This window comes from Accumulibacter sp. (genome assembly GCF_029255285.1).
Taxonomy (GTDB): Bacteria; Pseudomonadota; Gammaproteobacteria; order Burkholderiales; family Rhodocyclaceae; genus Accumulibacter.
Map to the genome: position 1 here is coordinate 13,286 of NZ_JAPUVI010000029.1, position 24,711 is coordinate 37,996.

The 24,711-nt window shown below is 62.6% G+C and carries 28 protein-coding genes; 19 read left to right on the forward strand and 9 right to left on the reverse strand.

All coding sequences use genetic code 11. The features are described from left to right. Positions 1–47 precede the first annotated feature (47 nt). From flhB to motD, 7 genes are read left to right on the forward strand one after another with little or no spacing between them, the layout of a single operon-like run. The gene (gene flhB, locus Q1M07_RS04310) at positions 48–1,187 is read left to right on the forward strand and encodes a flagellar biosynthesis protein FlhB (protein WP_300451215.1); all 1,140 of its coding nucleotides are present in this window, start codon (positions 48–50) and stop codon (positions 1,185–1,187) included. Beyond that, entirely contained in the window at positions 1,180–3,267 is a 2,088-nt protein-coding gene (gene flhA / locus Q1M07_RS04315) for a flagellar biosynthesis protein FlhA (protein WP_300451218.1), read from the forward strand. The genes flhB and flhA overlap by 8 nt, the downstream gene beginning before the upstream one ends. Continuing rightward, positions 3,264–4,622 carry a flagellar biosynthesis protein FlhF gene (flhF, locus tag Q1M07_RS04320; protein ID WP_300451221.1) on the forward strand — a complete coding sequence of 453 codons (1,359 nt, stop codon included), beginning with the start codon at positions 3,264–3,266 and terminating at the stop codon, positions 4,620–4,622. Before flhA ends, flhF begins: the two co-directional genes overlap by 4 nt. Beyond that, a complete protein-coding gene (locus Q1M07_RS04325) occupies positions 4,615–5,496 on the forward strand; it encodes an AAA family ATPase (RefSeq protein WP_300451223.1) in 882 nt (293 codons plus the stop codon). Before flhF ends, Q1M07_RS04325 begins: the two co-directional genes overlap by 8 nt. Before the next feature lie 17 nt (positions 5,497–5,513). After that, positions 5,514–6,260 (forward strand): RNA polymerase sigma factor FliA, encoded by a 747-nt coding sequence (locus Q1M07_RS04330; protein WP_300451226.1) that lies wholly within the window; start codon positions 5,514–5,516, stop codon positions 6,258–6,260. Next, entirely contained in the window at positions 6,253–6,993 is a 741-nt protein-coding gene (locus Q1M07_RS04335; RefSeq protein WP_300451229.1) for a flagellar motor protein, read from the forward strand. The genes Q1M07_RS04330 and Q1M07_RS04335 overlap by 8 nt, the downstream gene beginning before the upstream one ends. A 3-nt stretch (positions 6,994–6,996) precedes the next feature. After that, positions 6,997–7,827: a flagellar motor protein MotD gene (gene motD / locus Q1M07_RS04340; RefSeq protein WP_300451230.1), complete on the forward strand. Its 831-nt coding sequence runs from the start codon at positions 6,997–6,999 to the stop codon at positions 7,825–7,827. A 5-nt stretch (positions 7,828–7,832) separates the two neighbouring features. Here motD and Q1M07_RS04345 read toward each other — a convergent pair whose 3' ends face one another. From Q1M07_RS04345 to flgA, 3 genes are all read right to left on the reverse strand, one after another. Continuing rightward, a complete protein-coding gene (locus tag Q1M07_RS04345; RefSeq protein WP_300451233.1) occupies positions 7,833–8,309 on the reverse strand; it encodes a flagellar protein FlgN in 477 nt (158 codons plus the stop codon). Between the two features lie 14 nt (positions 8,310–8,323). Next, complete coding sequence (gene flgM, locus Q1M07_RS04350; protein ID WP_300451236.1) at positions 8,324–8,605, reverse strand: flagellar biosynthesis anti-sigma factor FlgM; 282 nt, start codon at positions 8,603–8,605, stop codon at positions 8,324–8,326. Between the two features lie 93 nt (positions 8,606–8,698). Beyond that, a complete protein-coding gene (gene flgA, locus Q1M07_RS04355) occupies positions 8,699–9,409 on the reverse strand; it encodes a flagellar basal body P-ring formation chaperone FlgA (protein ID WP_300451239.1) in 711 nt (236 codons plus the stop codon). A 238-nt stretch (positions 9,410–9,647) separates the two neighbouring features. Between flgA and flgB the strand changes: the two genes are divergently transcribed. From flgB to Q1M07_RS04415, 12 genes are all read left to right on the forward strand, one after another. Beyond that, entirely contained in the window at positions 9,648–10,049 is a 402-nt protein-coding gene (flgB, locus tag Q1M07_RS04360; protein ID WP_300451242.1) for a flagellar basal body rod protein FlgB, read from the forward strand. A 5-nt stretch (positions 10,050–10,054) separates the two neighbouring features. Continuing rightward, entirely contained in the window at positions 10,055–10,459 is a 405-nt protein-coding gene (gene flgC / locus Q1M07_RS04365) for a flagellar basal body rod protein FlgC (protein WP_300451245.1), read from the forward strand. Positions 10,460–10,484: 25 nt separating this feature from the next. Continuing rightward, positions 10,485–11,168, forward strand: coding sequence for a flagellar hook assembly protein FlgD (locus Q1M07_RS04370; protein WP_300451248.1), 684 nt, complete (start codon positions 10,485–10,487; stop codon positions 11,166–11,168). 15 nt (positions 11,169–11,183) lie between these two features. After that, on the forward strand, positions 11,184–12,437 hold the full coding sequence (flgE, locus tag Q1M07_RS04375) for a flagellar hook protein FlgE (RefSeq protein WP_300451251.1): 1,254 nt from the start codon (positions 11,184–11,186) through the stop codon (positions 12,435–12,437). 35 nt (positions 12,438–12,472) lie between these two features. Then, on the forward strand, positions 12,473–13,222 hold the full coding sequence (flgF, locus tag Q1M07_RS04380) for a flagellar basal-body rod protein FlgF (protein ID WP_300451254.1): 750 nt from the start codon (positions 12,473–12,475) through the stop codon (positions 13,220–13,222). Between the two features lie 16 nt (positions 13,223–13,238). After that, a complete protein-coding gene (gene flgG / locus Q1M07_RS04385; protein WP_300451256.1) occupies positions 13,239–14,021 on the forward strand; it encodes a flagellar basal-body rod protein FlgG in 783 nt (260 codons plus the stop codon). A gap of 9 nt (positions 14,022–14,030) precedes the next feature. Further along, positions 14,031–14,723 carry a flagellar basal body L-ring protein FlgH gene (locus Q1M07_RS04390; RefSeq protein WP_300451257.1) on the forward strand — a complete coding sequence of 231 codons (693 nt, stop codon included), beginning with the start codon at positions 14,031–14,033 and terminating at the stop codon, positions 14,721–14,723. A gap of 63 nt (positions 14,724–14,786) precedes the next feature. Beyond that, the gene (locus tag Q1M07_RS04395; RefSeq protein WP_300451472.1) at positions 14,787–15,872 is read left to right on the forward strand and encodes a flagellar basal body P-ring protein FlgI; all 1,086 of its coding nucleotides are present in this window, start codon (positions 14,787–14,789) and stop codon (positions 15,870–15,872) included. A 33-nt stretch (positions 15,873–15,905) separates the two neighbouring features. Next, the gene (gene flgJ / locus Q1M07_RS04400; RefSeq protein WP_300451259.1) at positions 15,906–16,868 is read left to right on the forward strand and encodes a flagellar assembly peptidoglycan hydrolase FlgJ; all 963 of its coding nucleotides are present in this window, start codon (positions 15,906–15,908) and stop codon (positions 16,866–16,868) included. Between the two features lie 73 nt (positions 16,869–16,941). Next, positions 16,942–18,984, forward strand: a complete 2,043-nt coding sequence (gene flgK / locus Q1M07_RS04405; RefSeq protein WP_300451261.1) for a flagellar hook-associated protein FlgK — start codon at positions 16,942–16,944, stop codon at positions 18,982–18,984. A gap of 9 nt (positions 18,985–18,993) precedes the next feature. After that, positions 18,994–20,337 carry a flagellar hook-associated protein FlgL gene (flgL, locus tag Q1M07_RS04410; protein WP_300451263.1) on the forward strand — a complete coding sequence of 448 codons (1,344 nt, stop codon included), beginning with the start codon at positions 18,994–18,996 and terminating at the stop codon, positions 20,335–20,337. Positions 20,338–20,355: 18 nt separating this feature from the next. Next, complete coding sequence (locus tag Q1M07_RS04415; RefSeq protein ID WP_300451265.1) at positions 20,356–20,892, forward strand: hypothetical protein; 537 nt, start codon at positions 20,356–20,358, stop codon at positions 20,890–20,892. Here the strand turns inward: Q1M07_RS04415 and fliR are convergent. The 6 genes from fliR to fliM all read right to left on the reverse strand — a co-directional run bounded on the left by fliR (position 20,889) and on the right by fliM (position 24,707). Then, positions 20,889–21,674, reverse strand: coding sequence for a flagellar biosynthetic protein FliR (fliR, locus tag Q1M07_RS04420; RefSeq protein ID WP_300451268.1), 786 nt, complete (start codon positions 21,672–21,674; stop codon positions 20,889–20,891). The genes Q1M07_RS04415 and fliR overlap by 4 nt on opposite strands. A 7-nt stretch (positions 21,675–21,681) precedes the next feature. Further along, positions 21,682–21,951 (reverse strand): flagellar biosynthesis protein FliQ, encoded by a 270-nt coding sequence (gene fliQ, locus Q1M07_RS04425; protein WP_300451271.1) that lies wholly within the window; start codon positions 21,949–21,951, stop codon positions 21,682–21,684. Further along, positions 21,948–22,700 (reverse strand): flagellar type III secretion system pore protein FliP, encoded by a 753-nt coding sequence (gene fliP / locus Q1M07_RS04430; protein WP_300451274.1) that lies wholly within the window; start codon positions 22,698–22,700, stop codon positions 21,948–21,950. The genes fliQ and fliP overlap by 4 nt, the downstream gene beginning before the upstream one ends. After that, on the reverse strand, positions 22,687–23,142 hold the full coding sequence (fliO, locus tag Q1M07_RS04435) for a flagellar biosynthetic protein FliO (protein WP_300451278.1): 456 nt from the start codon (positions 23,140–23,142) through the stop codon (positions 22,687–22,689). The genes fliP and fliO overlap by 14 nt, the downstream gene beginning before the upstream one ends. 130 nt (positions 23,143–23,272) lie before the next feature. Next, positions 23,273–23,635 (reverse strand): flagellar motor switch protein FliN, encoded by a 363-nt coding sequence (gene fliN, locus Q1M07_RS04440; protein WP_300451475.1) that lies wholly within the window; start codon positions 23,633–23,635, stop codon positions 23,273–23,275. 67 nt (positions 23,636–23,702) lie between these two features. Further along, positions 23,703–24,707, reverse strand: coding sequence for a flagellar motor switch protein FliM (gene fliM / locus Q1M07_RS04445; protein ID WP_300451281.1), 1,005 nt, complete (start codon positions 24,705–24,707; stop codon positions 23,703–23,705). Positions 24,708–24,711: the final 4 nt, after the last annotated feature.

A 24,711-nucleotide genomic window follows, 5' to 3' on the forward strand; every position in this document is an offset into this window, starting at 1 on the left:
TTTATAGTTTTTTTCTATAATAGGCTTGAGTACATGGGAAGCTCGAAATGGCTGAGGAAAGCGACCTCGAAAGAACCGAACCGGCGTCGGCAAGGCGCTTGGAACAAGCCCGCGAAGAGGGGCAAGTCCCTCGTTCGCGCGAGGTCGGTGCGTTCTTGATTTTGATCGTCGGCGCCGCCGCGTTCTGGTTCGTCGGCCCTTGGATGGTGCAGCGGGTGGCGGCCATCTTCCGGCGCGGCCTGGTGCTCGACGGCGGCTCGCTGCGCGAGCCGCCGTCGATGCTGGTCCGCCTGGCCGATATCTCGCTCGACGCCCTGTTGTCCTTCACCCCGTTGCTTTTGGCGCTGCTCGTTGCCGCCTTGTTCTCGCCGTTCTTCGTTGGCAGTTGGAACTTTTCCCCCAAGGCCCTGCAGCCCGATTTCTCGCGTCTGGACCCGCTCAAGGGTTTGATGCGACTCGTTTCCTGGAGCGGGCTGGTGGAACTCGCCAAGGCCGTTGCCAAGGCCTTTCTGGTCGGCGGCGTTGCGGTCTGGGTGCTGTGGAGTGAGCGCGGCGACTTGCTTGCCATGTTCACGCAGTCGAGCGAGGCCGGCATGGCCAGTGCCGGCCATCTGCTGAGTTTCAGCTTTCTGGTGATCGTCGCGACGATGCTGGTCATCGTCGCCATCGACGTTCCTTTCCAGCTTTGGCAATTCCACGACAAGCTCAAGATGAGTCGGGAGGAAGTCAAACAGGAAAGCAAGGAGCTGGAAGGCAACCCGGAAATCAAGGGACGTATCCGCCAACTCCAGCGTGAGGCCGCGCGCAAGCGAATGATGGCGGCCGTGCCGGCAGCCGATGTGATCGTCACCAATCCGACGCATTACGCGGTGGCACTGGCTTACAGCAGTGGGATGCGGGCGCCCAAGGTGCTGGCCAAGGGAATGGGTGAAGTGGCGCTGACGATTCGCCGGATCGGCGCCGAGAGCCGCGTCCCGATGCTCGAAGCGGCGCCGCTGGCGAGGGCGCTCTATCGTCACGTCGACGTCGATCAGGAGATTCCCTCGACGCTCTACGCGGCGGTTGCCGAGGTGCTGGCCTACGTTTATCAGTTGAGCCACTGGCAGCGGAGCGGTGGCAGCCATCCCGTTCCACCCGAGGCGATCGCGGTGCCCGCCGATTTGCTGCCAGAGGCTTTGAATGGCTAGCGCGGGCATCGCCTTGCAGAGCATCTTCGTCCGCTTCGGTCAGCGGCAGTTGGCGGGGCCGCTGCTGATCTTGCTGATCCTGGCCATGATGGTCCTGCCACTGCCGGCTTTCGCCCTGGATCTCTTTTTTACTTTCAATATCGCCATTTCAGTCGTCGTCATGCTGGTCGCCATGAGCGTCGTCAAGCCACTGGACTTTTCTGTTTTTCCGACGGTCCTGCTGGTCACCACGCTGCTGCGCTTGTCGCTCAACGTCGCTTCGACGCGCGTCGTTCTGCTCGAGGGCCATACCGGCCCCGGAGCCGCGGGGCGGGTCATCGAAGCTTTCGGGCACTTCCTGGTCGGAGGCAACTACGCGGTCGGGCTGGTGGTGTTTACGATTCTCGTCATCATCAATTTTGTGGTCATTACCAAGGGCGCCGGTCGGGTCGCCGAAGTGGCTGCGCGCTTTACGCTCGATGCCATGCCGGGTAAACAGATGGCGATCGATGCCGACCTCAATGCCGGCCTGATCGGCGAGGACGAGGCACGCAAGCGGCGCGCCACGATCGCCGAGGAAGCCAACTTCTTCGGGTCGATGGACGGTGCCTCGAAGTTCGTCCGCGGCGACGCGGTGGCCGGCATCCTGATCATGCTGATCAATGTCCTGGGCGGCTTGGTCGTCGGTGTGCTGCAGCACAATCTCGACATCGGCACGGCGGCGCGAACCTATACTCTGCTGGCGATCGGCGATGGCCTGGTGGCGCAGATTCCGGCACTGATCATCTCGATTGCCGCTGGTCTGGTCGTCACCCGCGTTGGCGACGCCGAAGACGTTTCACAGCAGTTTACGTCGCAGCTTTTCAGCAACCCGAAACTCCTGTATCTGACGGCGGCCATCATCGGTCTGCTGGGGCTGATTCCCGGTATGCCGAACTTCGTCTTCCTGCTTCTGGCGGGTGGTCTGGCGGCCTTGGCCTGGTGGATCGAGAAGCGTGCGAGCGGCGCCGCGGTGCCGCTGCCGGTAGCTGCGCCGCCGCCAGCGCCGCGCGAGACGCAGGAGGCGAGTTGGGCCGACGTGACGCCAGTCGATGTTCTGGGCCTCGAAGTCGGCTATCGCCTCATTCCGTTGGTAGACAAGGGGCAGGACGGCGAACTTCTGCGCAGAATCAGAGGACTGCGCAAGAAATTTGCGCAGGAAGTGGGTTTTCTGGTGTCTCCGGTACATATTCGCGACAACCTGGAACTGAAGCCGAACGCCTACAAGATTCTGCTGAAAGGTGTCGAAATCGGTGACGGGGAAGCCTTTCCCGGCAGCCTGCTGGCGATCAATCCCGGCCGGGTGGCGGGTCAGGTAGCGGGTACGCTGACCAGAGATCCGGCGTTCGGCTTGCCCGCGGTGTGGATTGAGCCGGGGCTGCGTGAGCAGGCGCAGGCCTACGGTTACACGGTCGTCGATGCCAGTACCGTCACCGCGACGCACCTCAACCATCTGATTCTTTCGCACGCCGCGGAGCTTCTTGGCCGCCAGGAGACTCAGGCGCTGCTCGATCATCTGGCCAAGGAAATGCCCAAGCTGGTCGAGGATGTCGTGCCCAAGGCCATGCCCTTGGGGGCGCTGCAGAAAGTGTTGCGCAATCTGCTCGAAGAAGGAGTGCCGATTCGCGACATGCGGACGATCATCGAAGCGCTCGCCGACAGCGCGCCCCGCTCCCAGGATCCCGAGTTTCTGACTACCCAGGTAAGGGTCGCGCTCGGTCGTTCGATCGTCCAGGATCTCTATCCGGGAAGCGCGGAAATGCAGGTCATGTCGCTTGATCCGCAACTCGAACGCTTGCTGCTGCAGGCCGTGGCCGGTACGGGCGAGGGCGCGGCGATCGAACCGGGTCTCGCCGATACGCTGGTGCGCGAGGCGGTGGCCGCAGCGCAGCGCCAGGAGAGCGCCGGATTGCCGAGCGTGTTGCTGGTTCCCGCCGCGCTGCGTACGCTGTTGTCGCGCTTTCTGCGGCGAAGCATCAGTCAGTTGAAGGTTCTCGCGCACAGCGAAGTGCCTGAAAACCGGATCATCAAAGTTACCTCTATCATTGGAGGCAGGGTATGAACGTCAGGAAATTCATCGCCGCAACGACGCGAGACGCTTTGCGCAAGGTCAAGGAGACGCTCGGCCCGGATGCCATCATCTTGTCCAATCGCGGCATTCCCGGAGGCGTGGAAATCATGGCGGTTGCCGCGCGGGACATGGAGATGATCGTCCCGACGCCCGAGCGTGAAGCGCCGCCGCGCGCCAAGCCGCAGCCGCTTCCCGAGGCGGCGACGGAAACCCCTGCCGCGCGTGCCGTGGCGCCGCAGCCGCCGGTGCGGAGTGCTCCGCCCGTCCGCCAGCCGGTGACGGGCCAGCCGTCGGCCCGACCGCTGCCACCGCCGTTGGCGGCGCGCCCGCTGCCGCCGGTCGACCTGCCGCGGCCGTCGCCGAGGGCGGCGGCGCAACCCGAAGCGGAAGTGGTTCCCGCCGCGGTGATGGAGGAGATTCGGACGCTGCGTCGGATCGTCGAGCAACAACTGGCCGGTTTCGCTTGGGGAGAGTCGGCGCGTGCCGAGCCAGTGAAGAACGAAATGCTGCGCCAGATGCTCGACGCGGGCTTCTCGCCGCAGTTTGCGCGTGAATTGCTGGTCGATCTGCCGCGCGACCTGGATACCGGACACGCCCTGGCTTGGGTGAAGGGTGGGGCCGATCGTTCGATGCTGACCATCAACAGCGAAACCGACATCGTCGACCGGGGTGGGTTCTACGCTTTGGTCGGGCCCACCGGGGTCGGCAAGACGACCACCACGGCCAAGCTCGCGGCACGCTGCGTGCTGCGCCACGGGGCCAGGAAACTGGCGCTGGTGACGACCGACGGTTACCGGATAGGTGCGCACGAGCAACTGCGAATCTATGGTCGGATCCTCGGCGTTTCGGTCCATCTGGCGAGAGATGCCGACGATCTGAGGGCGACCTTGAGCGACTTGCAGCATAAACACATGGTGCTGATCGACACGATGGGGATGAGCCAGCGCGACCGTCTGGTCAGCGAGCAGGTGGCGATGTTCGGTGACAGCAAAGTCAAGTCTCTGTTGCTGCTCGCGGCGACCAGCGGCGGTGATACGCTCGACGACGTCGTCAGGGCTTACAGTGGTTTGAACTTGGCCGGTTGTATTCTGACCAAGGTCGACGAGGCGGCCGGTCTGGCTCCGTCGTTGGATGTCATCATCCGTCACCGCCTGCGCCTGTTCTACGTCTCCAATGGACAGCGAGTGCCGGAAGACCTGCATCTGCCCAATCGGACCTATTTGTTGCACCGCGCGTTCAAGGATCTGCCCGAGATGTCGCCGCATCGCTTGGCCGGCGTCGAGCCCGGTTTGCTGATGGCCAGCTCGGCGACCGGCATGCTGTCCGCTGGAGGCCAGCGTGGCTGAGTTTCGAGCCGACCAGGCGGCTGGTCTGCGTCGCCTCTTTGGCCGTCCGCCGCTACGGGTCGTCACGTTTGCCGCGGGCAGCGTCGGTGTTGGCAAGAGCGTCGCGGTGGCCAATCTGGCGGCGTCACTGGCCGCGCAGGGCAGGGAAGTCCTGGTACTCGATGAAAATCCCGATGACAACATTGCCGGCTATTTCGGCGTTTGCGCGCCCCACGACCTGCAGCAGGTGATCGACCGTCAGAGGAGCTTGTCCGAGGTGATGGTTACGGTGGCACCGGGAGTGCGTGTGCTGCCTACGGTGCGCGTCGTCGGGCGGCTCGCCAGGCTGAACGCTGGTCAGCAGCGGGTTTTGCTCGAGTGCCTGAGCGAGATCGGGCAGCCGGCCGATGTCGTCCTCGTCGACGCGTCGCTCGATCATCCGCTTGGTTTTTCACCGCTCGGCCTCGCGGCGCACGAGACGGTGGTCGTCGTTTCACCGAACAGCAGCGCGATCACCGCCGCCTACGCCCTGATCAAGAAAGTGAGTCTGGGCTATGCACGCAAGCATTTCCGATTAATGGTGAACAAAGTACGCCTGGGTAGTGAGGCGCAGGCGATACATGACAACATCGCGCAGGTGACCGGCAGTCGTCGGCTGGCGCACCTGGAATACGCCGGCTTCGTTCCCTTCGACGAGTGTTTGCGCCAGGCCGCGAGACTGTGCCAGCCGGTTGCCGGGCTATTTCCGGATGCACCGGCCGCGCAGGCGTACCGGCAGATGGCTCGTGACCTGTTGGAGTGGCCGCGCGTCGACGATCTCGGTGGGCTCGAACAATTCGTCGAACAACTGCTACACTTGAGCCGACACATCGATCCGACTGCTATCTACGCCTGATAGCCACGCCCATAAGAATGTACAACGCTGCTGGTCAGCTCAATAGGGATCAGCTGGTCCAGCACTTCGTACCGCTGGTCAAGCGCATCGCCTGCCACCTCATGGCTCGCTTGCCGGCGAGTGTTCAGCTCGACGATCTGGTGCAGAATGGAATGCTGGGTCTGCTCGACGCTCTCGGTCGTTTCGAGGTGGCCATGGGGGCGCAGTTCGAGGCCTACGCGGCGCAGCGGGTGCGCGGCGCGATGCTCGACGGTTTGCGCGAGAATGACTGGTTGCCGCGCAGCCTGCGCAGCGATTGCCGGCGAATAGAGTCCGCGATTGCTCGACTGGAGCAGGAACATGGCCGCGCACCGAGCGAAAAGGAACTTGCCGAGTCCTTGGGCATGGTGCTCACCGATTACCAGAAGATGCTGCAGGAGGCCAGGGGCCATCAACTCGTTTATCTGGAGGACATGGTTGTCGAGCGCGGAGAAGACTTTCTCGAACGTCATCTGGTCGACGAGGCCGCTGATCCCTCGAAGCTGTTCGAGGACGAAAGCTTTCGCCAGTTGTTGGTGCAGGCGATCGACGGCCTGCCCGAGCGCGAGCGCTTGATGATGGCGCTTTACTACGAGCAGGATCTCAATCTGCGCGAGATCGGGGAAGTCATGGGTGTCACCGAATCACGCGTCTGCCAGATGCACAGCCAGGTGGTGATGCGCTTGCGCGCCCGTCTTTTCGGCCTTGATCGCCCGAAGACGGCAAAAGCCCCGCGCCATGGATAGAACCAGCGCGCTTGGCCTGCTGATCGGATTTCTGGCCATCGTCGGTGGCCAGCTTCTCGAAGGCGGCCACGTAGGCTCGCTGGCCCAGCCGACGGCGATGCTGATCGTCGTCGGCGGTACGCTGGGTGCGGTCATGCTGCAGAGCCCCTATACCACTTTCGTGCGCGGCATGCGGATGGTGAAATGGGTATGGTATCCCCCAACGGTCAATCATCTGCAGTTGATCCAGCAGGTTTCGAGCTGGAGCCAAGTGTCGCGCCGAGAAGGACTGCTGGCTCTCGACGCAATGGTTGGCGAACTGAAGGACGAATTCGTTCGCAAGGGCCTGCAGCTTCTGGTGGACGGGGCGGAGCCGGAAAGGCTGCGGGAAGTGCTCGAAGTCGAGATCAATACCTTCGAACAAGAAATGAAACTCGCGGCCCGAATCTGGGAAGCCGCGGGTGGATATTCGCCGACGATCGGCATACTTGGCGCCGTAATGGGCTTGATTCAGGTCATGGAGAACCTGTCCGACCCATCCAAACTGGGCGCCGGCATCGCCGTCGCCTTCGTCGCCACGATCTACGGCGTTGGTTTGGCGAACCTGGTGTACCTGCCGATGGCCAACAAGCTCAAGACGCACATCAATCGGCTCATCGTGCAGCGGGAGATGGTCGTCGACGGCTTGGTCGGCATTGCCAATGGCGACAACCCGCGCATCATCGAAAGTCGTTTGCGCGGCTATCTCTTCTAGGCCATGGCACGTCTACGGCGTGAAGAAGAGCACGACAATCACGAGCGCTGGCTCGTTTCGTATGCCGACTTCATTACCCTTCTCTTCGCCTTCTTCGTCGTGATGTACGCCTTGTCCTCGGTGAACGAGGGCAAGTACCGGATCCTCAGCAGTTCGATGGTCAGTGCGTTTCGCAATGTGCCGGTCAACAGCTCCGGACAAACGCCGATGGTCGTCCCGACTCCGGCCGCGGCCACCAAGAGCAGCTTGGCGAGCAAGGCGAACGAGGTGGCCCGGCAAAAGCAGCGCGACAAGATGCGCAACGTCGCCAAGGAGATTCTCGACGTGATGGCGCCACTGATCGCGCAGGGCAAGGTTCGCGTTCTCGAAACCAGCCGTGGCGTGACCATCGAGATCAACGACAGCATACTGTTCTCGCCTGGCCAGGCAGTTCTTCAGCCGGCACTCGTCAAGGCCATGCAATCCGTTGCCGAGGTGCTGGTGGCGGCCGATTTCCCGATCACGATAGAGGGGCATACCGACAACGTGCCGATAAAGAACGCCCAGTTTCCGTCCAACTGGGAACTGTCGGCAGTGCGTGCGACGACGGTTCTGCGCTTGTTCGCCGATGCGGGAATAGCCGCCGAACGCCTGACGGCGATCGGCTATGCCGATACGCGGCCGGTGGAGCCCAATCTGCTGGCTGACGGGCGGGCACGTAATCGCCGGGTCAGCATATTGATCGACTCGGCGATTCCAGAAAAGGGAACGGAAGTAACTCTTCGCCCACCATCGTCCCAAGCCGCCAAGCTGCCCAACGCGACAGGAGAAGCGGTCATGCCGCCGCTACGCTAGTTGGGCTAGGCGCTGTCGCTGATCCGGCGCCCACTGGACGGCGCACTTTGTCCGTCCGGGCCGTAGAGATTGAGTGAGGCGTTCGCGCCGAGCAGCGCTTCCAGCGCCAGAGCGTTGTCCTGCAGGCGAATCTGAATGAGTTCGCCATTTTGACGATTCAACTCACGTGCCTGGCCGGCGAGCGACAATAGCGAGGACCACAGATCTCGCGCCCGTGTTTCCGCCGGGTGGGCGGCGAACCAGGCGGCGATGCCGGAGCGATCCGCCGTCAAGGCGGCCGCCTCGAGTGCCTCGCTACGCCGACTGGCGAGGGCGGCGAGCTGAGCGGCCAGTTCGCTCTTCTCCCGGACAACGTCGGCCAACTGGTCGACTTGACCCTTGACCAGCATCCCGTGCTCGCTCTCCAGGAGGCTGAGGAAGCGTCGGACCGCCGCCACTTCGGCTTCGGTCGTGGGAAAGCAATTGCTTGCTGGTGCGCTCATCCGGATAGCGGGTTTCAGGCGCGCCGCTGAGAATCCACCAGTTCGCTGGCCGAGCTGATCAGCCGGTCGGCGATCGCTTCGGCATTGATCGTGAACCGACCTTCGGCGATCGCCTGCTTGATCTCTGAAACGCGACCAACATCGAACGATGTCGGGTCGCCGGTGCCCTGCAGTTGCGCGGCCAGCGCACTGAGGTGGACTTCCGCAGCCGCACTGGCCGTTGGTCTGGCCACTGCCGGGCGCTGGCGCGCTTCACCGACGGTGCTCGCGGTGTTGCTGGTGCTTTCGATCTTCACGGTGATGTCCCTTGAACGGTTGTACTCAATCCCGGTATCGGCGAAGTAGGCGGGAACTTTAGCATTTTTTCTTGCGCTGCCGCGGTTTCAGTGTCAATAGGAGACTTCGACGATGCCCGACGCGCGGGCGACGCCGCTGACCACTTGTCCGCTGGCCGTCCGGACCTGGGTAACCTGGCCTTCGACGGCGTTGTTCAACGCCTTCCCCTCGTTGCTGACCGCAAAGCCGGCGCCGGTGGATAGCAGCTTGACGCTCTGGCCTTGCTGTACCGCCCATGCGGCAATCAGCAAGTCACCGCGCAGTGGCTGACCTGCTGCAATGCCGTTCTTGACCGTCTTACCTATGGCCTGTGCCGGGTCGGTCAGCACGCTGCTGGGCAGCGCTCCGAGATCGCCACTTTGCGCGCGCAGGTCGGCCGCACCGACGATTTGGCCGGGTGCCAATTGCCGTGCCGTCAGCAGGTAGGTGCCGGTGATCCGGATCTGCACCGGGACGTACACAGTCCATGGCGTCGGCCCGAGACAGCGGACACCGACGGTCGTTTTCCCCCACAGGCGGCCGCCGGTCGGCAGAAATGGCTCGAAGGCGCTGCACGGCGCCTTTTGTGCATGTTGGTCGAGTTGGCCGACAGTGTAGCTGACCTGGCCGGGCAAGCCCTGGATCTGGAGACGGAGGTAGTCGTCCAGAGCAGCCGTCAGCGTAGGTTCGGCACCAGCATTGTGGGTCGCGATGATGAGCAGCAGTGCGCAGAGGTAGCGTCGCAGAGGCTGTCCCAGGCGGTCAATTGGGCTGTGAAGAGACATCCCGCCATTCTGCCTGATTGTTGCCCCCTCGCGAAGGCCGTCTGTCAGGCGCCAGCGCTGTGAGTCGTAGGCGATTCGGGGGGCTGTCGCATTACCCGGCAAGATTTGCCGGCAAACCGGCAAATCGCGGCCCGGCCTCCCGGCACGCCTTCGCCGAACTCGTCCGGGCTGCCGCCACCAAGCCGTGGCATGCCTATTGCTTGGGATGTCATCATCGATCTGGTCAATGAGGTTTCCCGTGGTTAGCAAGCTCGACAGCGCACTTTCGTTTCAACACCAGGCGTTGACACTGCGTGCCAATCGGCAGCAGGTGTTGGCGGGCAACATCGCGAACGCCGATACGCCCAATTTCAAGGCGCGCGATTTCGATTTTTCCGCCGCGCTGGCCAAAGCGGTCGATGGTCGGGGCGACGGCACTCTAGCTTTGACGACGACCTCTCCTCACCACCTGTCGGGAAACGCGGAATCGGGTTTGGCGTCCTTGCTGTATCGCCAGCCGACGCAAGCTGGCGCTGACGGCAACACCGTCGACATGGATGTCGAGCGGGCGCAGTTTTCCGAGAACGCGATGTACTACGAGGCCGGAATGACCTTCCTCAGCGGCCAGATCAAGACCTTGCTGACCGCCGTTCAGGGTTAGAATCCATGAGTATTCTCAATACTTTACAGGTGGCTGGCAGCGCCTTGACGGCCCAGGCGATGCGCCTCAACGCGGTGGCCAGCAACCTGGCCAATGCCGACAGCGTCGTCGGCTCCGACGGCAAGCCGTATCGCGCCAAACAGGTCGTTTTTGCGGCCACGCCCATGGGCAGCCCGGCCGCGCAAGGGGTGCGGGTCAAGCAGGTGGTCGAGGACAGCAGCCCAGGCCGGATGGTCTATGATCCGCGCAGCCCGGCGGCGGACGAGAGAGGTTATGTGACGATGCCCAACGTCAGCGTGGTCGAGGAAATGACCAACATGATCTCGGCGGCGCGTTCCTACCAGACCAACGTCGAGGTGATGAACACGGCCAAGCAACTACTGCTCAAGACACTGACGATCGGCCAGTAGGCAGGCAGAATTCAAGGAGAGAAGCATGGCAACCGTAGCACCAAGCACTTCGGCAAGCGACATCTTCGCCACCCTCAATGCCCAGTCGAGATCCGGAGCCGCTGAATCGGCGTCCGCGAGCGAGGCTGTACAGAATCGCTTTCTGACTCTTCTGGTGACGCAACTCAAGAACCAGGATCCCCTCAATCCGCTCGACAATGCTGCCGTGACGAGCCAGATTTCCCAGATCAATACCGTGACGGGCATCGAGCGGCTCAACGCGACGCTAGAAACCCTGCTCGGTACCTACGCCGATGGTCAGGCGATGCAGGCTGCCGGTCTGATCGGCAAAAATGTCCTGGTGCCCGGTTCTCAGCTTTCGCTGGCCGGCGGCGTGGCGAATGGCGGTGTCAGCCTGAGCGAGCCGGCCGACAGCGTGAAGCTGACGATTCTCGATGCCGCCGGCCGAGTGGTGCAAAGCCAGAAACTCGGTGCGCACGAGGCGGGCAGCTTCAACTTCGTGTGGGATGGCAAGACCGATGCTGGCACGGCGGCGCCGGACGGCAAGTACCGCTTCTCGGTTGAAGCCACACGTGGCGGAGAGAAGGTGCCGGCCGAGACACTGCAGATTGGCACGGTTTCTGCTCTGGTCAGGGACAAGAACCGCTTCCAGCTTGACCTCGGTGAACTGGGAAGAGTGGAGTTCGACAAAGTGCAGACGATTCTCTAAGAGCAGGGGAAAGACATGAGTTTCCAACAGGGTTTGAGTGGGCTGAATGCCTCGGCGACGGCGTTGAACGTGATCGGCAATAACGTGGCCAATGCCAGTACGGTGGGCTTCAAGGGTGCCAACGCCCATTTTTCGGATGTTTTCGCGGCGTCGCTGGGTATCGTCGGCGCATCGCAGGTAGGGATCGGCGTTGGCGTTTCGTCGATTGCGCAGCAGTTTACTCAGGGCAACCTGACGACCACCAATAATGGCCTCGATCTGGCGCTCAACGGCGGCGGTTTTTTCCGCATGAGCGACCAGGGAACGATCACGTATACCCGTAACGGTCAGTTCCACATCGACAAGGAAGGGTACCTGATCAACGACCTGAAGCTCCGCCTGACGGGATATCCGGCCGATGACCTCGGCGAGATTTCTCCCTCCAGCCCGGTCGAACTTCAGTTGTCGGCCAACCAGATTCCTCCGCGGGCGACCAGCGACCCGCTTTCGGGAAACCTCTCGGCGGTGCTCAATCTCGACTCGCGGGAAACGGTGCCGCCGATTTCTCCGTTCAATTTCGCCAACCCGGACACCTACAATTTTTCGACCGCCGTCACCGTCTACGACACACTTGGTGTGGCGCACAACATGACGACCTTCTACATCCTCAACACTCCCACGCCGCCGGCCGGCGGCGAATGGACGGTCTGGGCGACCCTCGACGGCGCGAGTCCGCAGATTCTCCCGGGTGGAAATCTGGTCTTCGACACGTCGGGCGCGCTGACCGCCGCCTCGGCCAAACAGGTTCTGCCCAGTTGGGCGCTGACCAGCGGAGCGGTGACGCCGTGGTCGCCGGGAACCCTCGACTTCACGGGAAGCACGCAATACGGCAGCGAATCGAGCGTCGACCGCCTGACACAGGGGGGTTACGGTGCCGGCAATCTGGCGGGCATGGGCGTCGGCACCGACGGCATCATCCAGGGCCGCTACAGCAATGGTCAGACGCGCAACCTGGGGCAAGTGGTACTGGCCAGTTTTGCCGATCCGAATGGTTTGCTGAATCTCGGCAACAACCAGTGGAGTTCATCGTCGGTGTCCGGTCCCGAACTGGTCGGCGCGCCGGGTACGGGAAGTCGCGGCGTGATTCAGTCGGCGGCGGTGGAGGATTCGAACGTCGATCTGACCAAGGAGTTGGTCGACATGATTACCGCGCAGCGCAACTATCAAGCCAATGCACAGACGATCAAGACGCAGGACCAAGTCCTGCAGACTCTGGTCAACCTGCGCTAGTCCGCTGAAGCGAGCCCATCGAGCCGCGGGTCACCATGGACCGTCTGATCTACACCGCCATGAGCGGGGCCAAGCAGAGCTTCCTGCAGCAGGCCGGCGTGGCGCAGAATCTGGCCAACGCCGCGACGATCGGCTACCGCGCCATGGAGCATCGCTTCCGCGCCGTTCCGGTGCTCGGTCCCGGCGCGCCGACGCGCGCCTTTGCCGTCGACGCCTCGGTCGCCAACGTCTACGAACAGGGCCCGTTGCTGACCACCGGCCGGCCGCTCGACATTGCGATTCAGGGCCAGGGCTGGATCGCGGTGCAGGGGGCCGACGGTCGCGAAGCCTATACGCGCGCTGGCAACCTCAAGACCGACGCCAACGGCGTGCTGCAGACCAGTGCCGGCTTCAACGTGCTCGGCGAAGGGGGGCCGATTTCGCTGCCGCCCGACAACAACATCGCGCTGGCGCCCGATGGGACGGTGTCGGCCATTCCGCGCGTCGGCGCGGGGGCGATCAACAACACCAACGTCGTCGGCCGGATCAAACTGGTCAATCCGCCGGAAAGCGAACTCGTGCGCGGTGATGACGGGCTTTTTCGGACGGCCAGTGGTGTGCCGGCGGAAACCGACGAGACAGTCAAAGTCGTTACCGAGGCGCTGGAAGGCAGCAACGTCAATTCGGTGGACGCCATGGTTCGCATGATCAGTCTGGCGCGCCAGTTCGAAATGCAGATCAAGATGTTGCAGACCGCCGACAGCAACGCCCGGGCGGCGACCCAGCTTCTCTCGATGAACCGTTGATGGAGACGACAAGCCAATGATCCGCTCGCTGTGGACCGCCAGCACCGGTCTCAACGCCCAGCAGGTGCAGATCGACATCATTGCCAACAATCTGGCAAACGTCAGCACCAACGGCTTCAAGCAGGCGCGCGGAATTTTTGCCGATCTGCTCTATCAGACCCTGCGCCAGCCGGGCGCCCAGTCGTCACAAACCACCCAGATCCCGGATGGCTTGCAGATCGGCTTGGGCACCACTCCGGTGTCCACCGGGAGAATCTTTACTCAGGGTTCTTTGCAGCAAACCGGCAACAGTCTCGATATGGCGATCGACGGCGCGGGTTTCTTTCAGGTACTACTGCCCGACGGGACGACCGCCTACACGCGCGATGGATCGTTCCAGAAGGACAATCAGGGGCAGATCGTCACCGCCAATGGCTACCCGTTGCAGCCGGCGATCACGATTCCGGCCAACGCGCTGACCATCACCGTCGGCACGGACGGCGTGGTCAGCATCACGCAGTCGGGTTCGGCGGCGACAGTGCAGATCGGCACTGTCCAGGTGGCGACTTTCATCAACAACGGCGGCCTGCAGAGCATTGGCGAGAATCTCTATCTGGAGACGGCCTCGAGCGGGACACCGACGCCCAATACTCCGGGAACGAACGGCTCCGGCGTCGTCGTACAGAACTACGTCGAGGCGTCGAACGTCAACGTGGCGCAGGAATTGGTTCTAATGATCCAGACGCAGCGCGCCTACGAGCTCAACTCCAAGGTAGTGTCTACCTCCGACCAGATGCTTGCGCGTCTGACGCAGCTGTAAGTGACCATCATGACTCGGTTCTCTGCCCTCGCGCAACGGCGGCTGCTGGTGTTCTCGCTGCTCCTCTTGGCGGCCTGCACGACCGTGCCACCGACCAACGTTCATCAGCCGATGACCGCTCGGCCGCAGCACCGGCCGGAAGCGCTCGCCGCCAGTCTGGCGTCGACCGGCAGCATCTATCAGGCAGGCGCCTCCCGAACGCTGTTCGAAGACCGGCGCGCGCGTTACGTCGGCGACACGATCACGGTGAGTATCACCGAAAACACTTCGGCGGCCACCAAGTCGAATACCGCGGTCAGCAAGACCGGTAGCATCAGCGCCGCGGCGGGACCGATCATCGGCTTGCCCGGCAAGTCGTTTCAGGGCATGGAATTGAAGGGGAGTAGCAGCAACGTCGCCAACGGCAAGGGCGACGCCGCGGCCAACAACGTTTTCACTGGCACGATTGCGGTGACGGTGATCGAAGTGCTGCCTAATGGCAATCTGCTGGTTTCCGGGGAAAAACAGGTGGCGATCGGTCATGGACAGGAATACATCCGGCTTTCGGGCGTCGTCAATCCGTATTTCATCAATGCGGCCAACACGGTCGCGTCGTCGCAGATCGCCGATGCGCGCATCGAATACAAGGAAAGCGGTACGATCAGCGAAGCCCAGGTCATGGGCTGGCTGGCACGCTTCTTCCTTACTTTCCTTCCGTTTTGAGGAGCGCGGCACGTGTCAAGGACGATCGATGGTTGCCTCCGCCGGGTGGTGTGCCTGACGACGATGCTTGCCGGCTTGGCCTGCGCGCTGTCGAGTGCTCCCGTGGGGGCCGAACGGATAAAGGATCTGGCCTCCGTGCAGGGAGTTCGCAACAACCAGCTCGTCGGTTACGGACTCGTCTTCGGCCTCGACGGGACCGGTGACCAGACCACGCAGACGCCCTTTACTCAACAGAGCATCATCAATATGCTGGCCCAGCTCGGCACCACTTTGGCGACCACTCAGTCGCTTCAGCTCAAGAACGTGGCGGCGGTGATGGTGACCGCGGTATTGCCTCCCTTCGCCAGAATCGGGCAGCAGATCGACGTCACGGTATCGTCGATGGGCAACGCCAAGAGCCTGCGCGGCGGCACCCTCGTGATGACGCCGCTGAAGGGCGCCGACGGCCAGATCTACGCGCAGGCACAGGGTAATCTGCTGGTCGGTGGGGCTGGCGCGGCGGCTGGCGGCAGCAAGGTGGCGATCAACCATTTGTCCGCCGGTCGTGTCGTCGGTGGCGCGACGGTCGAGCGGGAGGTGCCGACAGCGCTGGGTCAAGGTCCGTTCATCCACTATGAGATGGCGACCACCGACTTCGGGACGACGCAGCGCGTGGTCGAAGCGATCAACCGGGAAATCGGTCCGGGGACCGCGCAGGCGCTCGACGGACGGGTGATTCGCGTCGCCGCGCCCGAGGAGGCCGACGGCCGGGTGGCCTTTCTCGGACGGCTGGAGAATCTGGAGGTTCGCCCGGCGAAAAGCGTCGCTAAAGTGATCATTAACCCGCGCAGCGGCTCGGTGGTGATGAACCAGATGGTCACCATCGAGTCGTGTGCGGTGGCTCATGGCAGTCTTTCCGTGGTCGTCAATACCGAGCAGAAAGTCAGTCAGCCCAACGCCTTGGCGGGTGGGCAGACGGTGACCACGACGCAGAGCGAGATCGATGTCAAACAGGGTGGCGGTTCGCTGATGCAGTTGAAGGCCGGCGTCAAACTTTCCGACGTGGTGAAGGCGATCAATGCGCTGGGTGCCGGGCCGCAGGATTTGCTCTCCATTCTGCAGTCGATGAAGGCCGCGGGCGCGCTACGCGCCGAGCTCGAGATCATTTGAGCGGCCGCTCGGCTCACACCGGGATCCCCGTCCATGAAATCCACTGACGCCATCACTAATCGCCTGATTCTCGACCAGGCCGCGGCCGCAGACCTGCGTACGAAGCTCCGACAGGATCCGCAAGCCGGGCTTAAACAGGCGGCGCAGCAGTTCGAAGGGATGCTCCTGCACCTGATGTTGAAAAGCATGCGTGACGCGACGCAGAGCAACGGCCTGCTGGACAGCGAGCAGAGCCGCTTCTTCACCAGCATCGGTGATCAGCAACTGGCGCAGAACCTGGCGTCGCAGGCTCCGCTCGGCTTTGCCGCGATGATTGAGCGGCAGTTGGCCCGCCAAGCCAATGTTGCGCAGGCCGATATCGCTGTGCCGTCGCCACTGGACGCGTTGCAGCAGTCCCTGCTGTCGCGCCATGCGACGCCGCCCACGGTTCCGGCACGGCCAGTCAGCCCGAGCAACTCGGCCGAGCCAGTGGCCGGTAAGGCGGCGGCAAACGGTGTGGTCGGTGGTGCCGCGGGCGCCTCGACCGGAGCCCGTGCCTTCGTCGACCGGGTCTGGCCGCACGCCGTCGAAGCGGCGGCGCTTACCGGCGTGCCACCGCATTTTCTGGTTGCCCATTCGGCACTCGAAAGTGGCTGGGGCAAGCGCGAAATCAGGAGGGCGGACGGTTCGCCGAGCTTCAACATCTTCGGTATCAAGGCCGGGCGTGGCTGGTCTGGACCAACGACCGAGGTGCAGACCACCGAGTTCGTCAATGGCGTGGCGCAGAGCGAGCGGGCGAAGTTTCGAGTCTATGGCTCCTATGCCGAAGCGTTTCGCGACTATGCGCAACTGCTGAGCAGCAAACCGCGCTTCGCAGGGGTCATCGGTCAGCAGAATGCCGTGCAGTTTGCGCGCTCATTGCAGCAAGCGGGCTACGCGACCGATCCGATGTATGCTGACAAGCTGGCTCGCATCATTGGCGGCGCGACGCTACGACAGGCCCTGACCGTTGCCTGAACGAATACTTGCTGCGCCGCTAAAGATCTTGCCCAGGCTGCCGTTTACAAAATAGTCGAAGAGGATCTCCGCCATGGGCACAGGAATGATCGGTAGCAGTCTCACGGGCATGAACGCGGCCAAGTTTGGTCTGCAGACCACGCAGCACAATATTGCCAATGCTGAAACCCCCGGCTTCACACGCCAGCAGACGGTGCAGGGGAGCAACGCCGGTTTGCTGACCGGCGCTGGCTTTCTCGGGCAGGGCACGCATGTGGCGACGATAGAGCGTATCTACAGCCGCTTCCTGACCGACCAGGTCAACCGTTCGCAAGGAAGTGCGAGCGAACTGGCGAGCTACTCCGAGCAAATCGCACAGATCGACAGGATGTTGGCCGATCCGAGCGCTGGCCTGTCGCCGGCCTTGCAGGATTTCTTCAAGGGCGTGCAGCAGGTCGCCGCGAATCCGTCTCAATTGCCGAGTCGGCAGGCGATGGTCGCCAGTGCGCAGGCGCTGAGTGCGCGCTACCAGTCGCTCGGCGGTCAGCTCGCACAGATGTACGACGGCGTCGATACCCAGGTGGCGGCGAGTGTCGCGTCGATCAATACCTTTGCCGAGCAGATTGCTTCGCTAAATCAGCGAATTGGTGTCGCCGAGGCGGCCACCGGCCAGCCTGCGAACGATTTGCAGGATATCCGGGACCGCCTGATTCTGGACCTCAACAAACTGGTCAAGACCAAGACGACGATCAATGGCGATGGCAGTTATAACGTTTTCATCGGCAGCGGCCAGCAACTGGTCGTCGGCTCGGAGTTCAATCCCCTGACCACCACGGCGTCGGCCAGCGACCGCACCCGGCTGGTGGTCGGCACGAAAACCGCAACCGGTGTGCAGGAGGTGCCCGAGCGCCTGATTACCGGTGGCAGCCTGGGCGGCTTGCTGGCCTTTCGCCGGGAGTCGCTCGATCGGGCGAGCAACGACCTGGGGCGGAGCGCTGCGTCCCTCGCTTTGACTTTCAACGCACAAAGCGCTCTCGGTCAGGATCTTCTCGGTCAGTCGCAGCTCTCAGCGTCGCCCAGCAGCTTTTCGCCGGCGCTTTTCAACGTGGCACCGCCGACCGTGCTGGCCAACGCCAGCAATCCCGCCGGCAGTCCGACGGTGAGCGCGGCTTATGTCGATCCGCCACCTTATAGCGGCAATTTCTACACCGACCTTGGCAGCAGCGACTACCGGTTGAGCGCCGATGCCACCAGCGTGACCTTGACCCGCCTGTCCGATAACAAGACATGGACAGGGGCGGACTTGGCGGCGGTTAACGTGGCCCTGGCAGCCGATCCGCAAGGTTTTACGCTGTTGGCTTCGGCGGGCGCGCTGGCCGGATCGAGCTATCTCATCCAGCCGACACGCAATGCCGCCCTCAACCTCGCGGTGAACTCGGCGGTGGTCAACGATCCTCGTCTGATCACGGCCGCCGGGCCAGTCCGTACCTTGCCCGGGGCGAGCAATACCGGGGCGGCGGCGATTTCGGCCGGCACCGTGGGACCTGGCTATCCGGCCGCCGTGCCGGTCGCCGCAACGCCGATTACCCTGCGCTACCAGGACGGCAAGCTGCTAGGCTTTCCGGCGGGAGCGCAAGTCTCCATCAATGGCGGCACGGCGGCGGCCGTTCCTGCCACGGGTCTGGACTATGTGAGTGGAAACAACATCACGCTGGTCGGGTCAGTCGCCACGGTTCCGCCTTCCGGCTTCAGCTTCGCGATAACCGGCCTGCCCAACAACGGCGATACATTTTCGATTTCGCGTAACGCTGGTGGGACGGCGGACGGGCGCAATGTCTTGGCCTTGGGCCAGCTCCAGGCGCAGAAAACGATGTCCGGCAAAACCACCTCATACCAGGACGCGTATGCGCAGTTGGTCAGCGACATCGGTAGCAAGACGCGCCAGATACAGATCAGCAACGATGCGCAGCAGGCGCTGCTCGAACAGGCCCAGGCCAATCGCGATTCCCTGTCGGCAGTCAACCTCGACGAGGAGGCGGCCAATCTGCTGCGTTACCAGCAGGCCTATCAGGCGTCGGCCAAAGCGCTGCAAATCGGCGCCAGCCTGTTCGAGACGATTCTGCAAATCGGCGCCTAGGGGTTAGCCATGCGTATCAGCACAAGTCAGATTTATGGCGCGGGTCTGCGCAACATTCAGCGCAACCAGGAGCAGCTCGTCAAGCTGCAGAACCAGATTTCGAGCGATCGTCGGATGCTGACTCCAGCGGACGATCCCGTCGCCGCCGCTCGTGCTCTCACGATCACACAGGCCAAGGAACTGACGACGCAGTACGCGGCGAACCAAGCTGAGGCCAGCGGTCGCCTCGGTCTAATCGATAGCCAACTCACTTCCGTGAACGATTTGCTGGCAAGTGCTCGCGACCGGGTCATTCAGGCGGGTAATACGATTCTCAGCGACAGTGACCGCCAAGCGATTGCCACCGAACTGAGCGCTCGTTTTGACGAGTTGCTGGGTATCGCCAACAGCCGCAATGCGCAAGGCGACTACTTGTTCGCCGGTTACCAGAGCGAGACAGCGCCGTTTGCGCGCACTGCGGCCGTGCCGCCAGCGACCAGTACGTCGGTCGCCTATGCCGGGGATGATGGCCAGCAACTCTTGCAGGTCGCCGCCTCTCAGCAAATGGCGACCAATGTCGCGGGCAGCGAACTGTTCATGAACATCCCGGAGGGGAACGGCAGCTTCGCGGTGAGCGCAGGGCGTGCCGGCACCGGCGCGACCAACCTGGGATCGGGAGTAGTCGACTCATCTTCGCTGCTCGATCCGGCGATGTGGCGCAGCGCGGTGAATGGTTTTGCCTGGCAGGGCGCCAGCAGTCGCGCGCTGCAGCTACAGTTTTCGACGGTGGCCGGGGTCAGCCAGTACCAATGGTTCGATATCTCGACTGCGGCGCCGCCGGCGGCCGCCTTGCCGCCCGTAGCCGTCAGCGCGCCACAGCCTTTTACGCCGGGGATGGCCATTCGCGTGGCGACGACGGCGCCACCGGCAGCGGTGGCGACCGACTTTGGTGCGCAAGTCGTGGTCAGCGGCGCACCCGCCGACGGCGACGCATTCACTGTCCGGCCAAGTACCCAGAAGAGCGTTTTTCAGACCATGCAGGAGATAATCGATCTCTTGAATGCGCCGCTGGCGTCGAGCTCGGGGCGAATCGAGTTTTCCGGCGAGCTGGCGGCTCACTTGACCAATCTGGACCGGGCCATTGCCAACGTGAGCCGCGTACAATCGAGCGTCGGAGCGCGCATGCAGGAACTCGACGCACTAAGCAGCAATTCGTCAGCGGTGGATATTCAGTATCAGCAGATGCTTTCCGGACTGCAGGATCTGGACTATGCGCAGGCGATCACGGACTTTACCCGGCAGCAGGTCGTTCTCGAGGCGGCGCAGAAGTCTTTTGTCTCGATCAGCGACCTGAGTCTGTTCAAATACATTTGATCGGCGCGGATTCCTGGCATGCGCTTCGTCTGGGTTCTTGCGCTGGCCGCGCTGTCGGCGGCCTGCGGAACCATCAACTGGGACGTGGCGTCGCGTGCCGAGCGCAGCGTCGCGGATGAGTCCTACACCCAGTCGCCGAATCCGACCGTCCGCCTCGAACCGGCGAAGGCCGTTGCTCTGGCCGGTGCCGTGGGCTATGCCGCGAACCACTATGTCGGTCCGGCGGCAAACCTGCAGATGAGCGCTGCCGCGGCAATCGTGGCTTACGTGATATATGATCCGCTGTCGCCCAACTGGACGATCGAGGAGAAAGCCCTGAACGGCGACACCTACCTGTTATCGATGCGTGCCAAGAGCTTTCGTATCGGCGGCGATGGCGAGTCCGGCTTGATCATCCGGCGTCGGGCGCTTCAGTTGCAGCGCGAGCGCGGTTTTGCTGGCTACCGGATCGTCAACTACTCGGAGGGCGTCGAGTCGAGCACGCCGTTTACCCATCGCTACGCCGAGGGCACCATACAGCTCGTCCGCGCCGATCCTGGGAAGCCGCTGCCCTAGCGGGTGACGGCCGGAAAATGGCCGAGCATCGACTGCAGACCGTACTCGAACAACTGCTGCAAGGGTGCGCTGAGATACGGCAGGCCGACGATCAGCGCGATAAACCCGAGCGCGATGGTAAGCGGAAAACCGATGGCGATCAGGTTCAGTTGCGGTGCCGCGCGGCTCAGGACAGCCAGGGCGAGGTTGCTGATCATCAAGGCAACGACGATTGGCAGGACGAGGAGCAGCCCGGCGGAAAACATGATGGCGGCCGACTTCGCCAGGCTAGACCAAGTGTCGGCGGCGAGCTGGGCGGTACCGACGGGAATGGCCGAGAAGCTTTGCGTCAAGGTGGCGAGTACCATCAGGTGGCCGTTGATGCCCATGAAGACGAGCAGCGCCAGCAGACCCATGAACTCGGAAATGACCGCCGTCTGACCCGCCGTCTGCGGATCATAAGCACTGGCAAAGCCCAGACCCATTTCCAGACTGACGACGTTGCCGGCCAAGTCAACGGCGCTGAAGACCAGGCGCATGGCGAAACCCATCCCCGTGCCGATGAGCAACTCCTGAGCGAGAAACAGCAAGCCGGCACCCGACGCCGGGTCGAGCGCCGGAATGCGCGGCAGCGCCGGGGCGATGGCCACGGTGATTGCCAGGCCCAGGGCCAAGCGGACGCGTGCCGTCAAGGCGGGGTTGTTGAAGGGTGGTGCAGCGGCCAGCAAGGCGAGAACGCGGGCCAGCGGGAAAAGGTAAGAGATTATCCAGGCGTTGATCTCGGCTGTCGTCAGGCTGACCATCAGCGACTCAGCCGATCAACAGTGGAATGCTCTCGAACAGCCGCCGCACGTACTCGACCATCATCTCCAGCATCCACGGGCCGGCCAGGAGGAGAATCAGGAACATGCCGACCAGCTTGGGGACGAAAGCCAGCGTCTGCTCGTTGATCTGGGTCGCTGCCTGAAAGACGCTGACAATCAGGCCGATGACCAGCGCTCCCAGGAGCAGCGGTGCCGACAGCAGCAGGGTCATTTCCACAGCCTGCCGCCCGACGTCCATGACCAGCTCGGGGGTCATGAGGCAAAGCTCGCCACGAGCGAGCCGAGCAGCAGGTGCCAGCCGTCTACGAGGACGAACAGCATCAGCTTGAACGGCAACGCTACCATGACCGGCGACATCATCATCATGCCCATCGACATGAGAACGCTGGCCACGACCATGTCGACGATGAGAAACGGAATGAAGATGATGAAGCCGATCTGGAAAGCTGTCTTCAGCTCGCTGGTGACGAATGCCGGGATCAGCAGACGCATCGGAATCTCGTCGCTGGACTGGAAGCGCGGGGCGTTCGTCATGCGGGCGAAGAGCGCGATATCCGACTCGCGCGTCTGTTTGAGCATGAACTTGCGCAATGGGACAGAACCTCGTTCGATCGCCTGGACATAATCGATCCGGTTTTCCGACAGCGGAAGATAGGCATCCGTGTATATGGTATCCAGCACCGGCGACATGATGAAGAAAGTCAGAAACAGCGACAGCCCGAGCAGAACCTGATTCGGCGGCGAGGTCTGAGTGCCCAGCGCGTGGCGCAGCAAAGACAGGACAATGATGATGCGCGTGAAGCTGGTCATCATCAGAAGCGCGGCGGGGATGAAGGTAAGCGCGGTCAGCGTCAGCAGCGTCTGGATCGATAGCGTGTAGGTCTGGCCGCCGCCGGCTGACGGTGTGCTGGTCAGCATCGGCAGTCCGCCGGTCTGCCCCCAGGCACCCAGCGGCCAAGCCAGTCCGAGCAGGAGAAGCCAGCAAAGGGGCCTAACCGTTCTCATTCTTACGTTCTACGATCTGTTTCAGCCATTGCGCGAAAAGTCGGTCGCCCTCGCCGCTTGCTTTGAGTTCGCCCTTCGGCAGCGTGTGCAGTGTTCGGATCTGACCGGGTACGAGGCCCACCACCAGCCAGGTGTCGCCGACTTCGACAAGAACGACACGTTCGCGAGGGCCGAGCATCAATCCGCCGACGACGCGCAAGGGACCGTGGCTACCGAATCCCCGACCGCCGTTGGTCTTGCGCAGAAGGTACGCGACGAGGAAGAGGACGCCGACGACCAGTGCCAGAGCCAGCACCGTCTGCAGCATCATGGTCACCGAAATAGCGGCCGGCGCTTCCGCGACCGCGGTCTGTGCCGCCGCGGCGCCGGAAATAGAGGCGAGCCCTGCCCACCGCACGCCTGGCATCTGGGTGAAACCGATCACTCCACGATATCGAATCAAGATTGTCCGCCGCCCATGTTTCCCGCTATCTTAAACTGAAAAAAGACCGTCGATGACCAATGATTCGCTCTTCGAACGCCGGTCGGGAGTGACGGCACGGCGGGTTCGCGAGGAGCCGTGGGGGCGAAGGTCAATGTCCGATCTTGCGGGCCCGTTCGGCGGGCGTCACGATATCGGTCAGGCGTATGCCGAACTTGTCGTTGACCACGACGACTTCGCCTTGCGCGATCAGCGTACCGTTGACGAAAACGTTCAGTGGCTCGCCGGCCATCGCATCGAGCTCGACGACCGAGCCGTGGGCAAGTTGCAGAAGATTCTTGATCGTGATCCGGGTGCGCCCAAGTTCGACCGACATCTGGACCGGGATGTCCAGGATCATGTCGAGTTCGTTCAGCAGCGTACCCTGGCTGGTCTGTTCGCCGAAGCTGGGAAAGATGTTGGCGCGCTGTACTTCGGCAGCCGGTGCGGCGTCGGCCAGCGCCTGTTCGGCCATCGCCGCCGCCCAGTCGTCGTCCGTGGCGTCGTCATCGGCCGGCGCGCTCACGAAACTCTCGGTGTCCTTAGCCACTGCTTTCTCCCAGAGCGGTGTCCTGGTTTTCGGAAGCGATGAAATGGTCGATTTTCAGCGCGTATTGCCCATGCTGCTGCCCGTAGCGGCATTCCATCAGGGGCACATCGTCAACCAGGGCGATGACTTTTTCGGGGATGTCTATGGGGACGACATCACCGACCTTCATGTTGAGAATTTGGCGCAGACTGACGGTCGTCGTCGCCAGCTTCGCGGTGATTTCCACTTCGGCATTCTTCAACTGTTTGCGCAACATGATGATCCAGCGCCGATCGGTCGACAGTTGATCGCTCTGCATGGTGCTGAACAGCAGATCGCGAATAGGTTCGATCATCGAATACGGGAAACAGATGTGCAAATCGGCGCTCGAACCGCCGAATTCGAGCGAGAAGGTTGTTGACACGACGATTTCCGACGGCGTTGCGATATTGGCGAACTGTGAGTTCATTTCCGAGCGCACGTACTCGAAAGTGAGGTCGTACACCGGCTTCCAGGAGCGGGCATACTCCGCAAACACGACGCCCAGCAAGCCCTGGATGATGCGGTGTTCGGTAGCCGTGAAATCCCGCCCTTCGACGCGAGTATGGAAGCGACCATCGCCGCCGAACATGTTGTCGACCACCAGGAATACCAGACTGGGATCGAAAACGAGCAGTGCCGTGCCGCGCAACGGTTTGGCGTTGATCAGATTGAGATTGGTCGGGACGACAAGGTTGCGGGTGAACTCGCTGTACTTCTGAACCCGGATCGACCCCACCGAAATCTCGGTGCTGCGATGCATGTAGTTGAAGAGGCCGATGCGCAGGTAGCGGGCGAAGCGTTCATTGACCAGTTCGAGCGTCGGCATCCGCCCGCGAACGATTCGCTCCTGTGTTCCGAGGTTGTAAGTGCGCGGACCGTCGGACGACTCCTCGTCGGGTTCCGGTTCGCTGGCCTCCCCGCTAACGCCCTTCAGCAGGGCGTCGACTTCATCCTGGGAAAGGAAATCGGCACTCATGACC

What these genes read in the sequence shown, in the direction of transcription:
- flhB (WP_300451215.1), top strand. Translation starts at nt 48, where the DNA reads ATGGCTGAGGAAAGCGACCTCGAAAGAACCGAACCGGCGTCGGCAAGG.
- flhA (WP_300451218.1), top strand. Translation starts at nt 1,180, where the DNA reads ATGGCTAGCGCGGGCATCGCCTTGCAGAGCATCTTCGTCCGCTTCGGT.
- flhF (WP_300451221.1), top strand. Translation starts at nt 3,264, where the DNA reads ATGAACGTCAGGAAATTCATCGCCGCAACGACGCGAGACGCTTTGCGC.
- Q1M07_RS04330 (WP_300451226.1), top strand. Translation starts at nt 5,514, where the DNA reads ATGTACAACGCTGCTGGTCAGCTCAATAGGGATCAGCTGGTCCAGCAC.
- Q1M07_RS04335 (WP_300451229.1), top strand. Translation starts at nt 6,253, where the DNA reads ATGGATAGAACCAGCGCGCTTGGCCTGCTGATCGGATTTCTGGCCATC.
- motD (WP_300451230.1), top strand. Translation starts at nt 6,997, where the DNA reads ATGGCACGTCTACGGCGTGAAGAAGAGCACGACAATCACGAGCGCTGG.
- Q1M07_RS04345 (WP_300451233.1), bottom strand. Translation starts at nt 8,309, where the DNA reads ATGAGCGCACCAGCAAGCAATTGCTTTCCCACGACCGAAGCCGAAGTG.
- flgA (WP_300451239.1), bottom strand. Translation starts at nt 9,409, where the DNA reads ATGTCTCTTCACAGCCCAATTGACCGCCTGGGACAGCCTCTGCGACGC.
- flgC (WP_300451245.1), top strand. Translation starts at nt 10,055, where the DNA reads ATGAGTATTCTCAATACTTTACAGGTGGCTGGCAGCGCCTTGACGGCC.
- Q1M07_RS04370 (WP_300451248.1), top strand. Translation starts at nt 10,485, where the DNA reads ATGGCAACCGTAGCACCAAGCACTTCGGCAAGCGACATCTTCGCCACC.
- flgE (WP_300451251.1), top strand. Translation starts at nt 11,184, where the DNA reads ATGAGTTTCCAACAGGGTTTGAGTGGGCTGAATGCCTCGGCGACGGCG.
- flgF (WP_300451254.1), top strand. Translation starts at nt 12,473, where the DNA reads ATGGACCGTCTGATCTACACCGCCATGAGCGGGGCCAAGCAGAGCTTC.
- flgG (WP_300451256.1), top strand. Translation starts at nt 13,239, where the DNA reads ATGATCCGCTCGCTGTGGACCGCCAGCACCGGTCTCAACGCCCAGCAG.
- Q1M07_RS04390 (WP_300451257.1), top strand. Translation starts at nt 14,031, where the DNA reads ATGACTCGGTTCTCTGCCCTCGCGCAACGGCGGCTGCTGGTGTTCTCG.
- Q1M07_RS04395 (WP_300451472.1), top strand. Translation starts at nt 14,787, where the DNA reads ATGCTTGCCGGCTTGGCCTGCGCGCTGTCGAGTGCTCCCGTGGGGGCC.
- flgJ (WP_300451259.1), top strand. Translation starts at nt 15,906, where the DNA reads ATGAAATCCACTGACGCCATCACTAATCGCCTGATTCTCGACCAGGCC.
- flgK (WP_300451261.1), top strand. Translation starts at nt 16,942, where the DNA reads ATGGGCACAGGAATGATCGGTAGCAGTCTCACGGGCATGAACGCGGCC.
- flgL (WP_300451263.1), top strand. Translation starts at nt 18,994, where the DNA reads ATGCGTATCAGCACAAGTCAGATTTATGGCGCGGGTCTGCGCAACATT.
- Q1M07_RS04415 (WP_300451265.1), top strand. Translation starts at nt 20,356, where the DNA reads ATGCGCTTCGTCTGGGTTCTTGCGCTGGCCGCGCTGTCGGCGGCCTGC.
- fliR (WP_300451268.1), bottom strand. Translation starts at nt 21,674, where the DNA reads ATGGTCAGCCTGACGACAGCCGAGATCAACGCCTGGATAATCTCTTAC.
- fliQ (WP_300451271.1), bottom strand. Translation starts at nt 21,951, where the DNA reads ATGACCCCCGAGCTGGTCATGGACGTCGGGCGGCAGGCTGTGGAAATG.
- fliP (WP_300451274.1), bottom strand. Translation starts at nt 22,700, where the DNA reads ATGAGAACGGTTAGGCCCCTTTGCTGGCTTCTCCTGCTCGGACTGGCT.
- fliN (WP_300451475.1), bottom strand. Translation starts at nt 23,635, where the DNA reads ATGGCCGAACAGGCGCTGGCCGACGCCGCACCGGCTGCCGAAGTACAG.
- fliM (WP_300451281.1), bottom strand. Translation starts at nt 24,707, where the DNA reads ATGAGTGCCGATTTCCTTTCCCAGGATGAAGTCGACGCCCTGCTGAAG.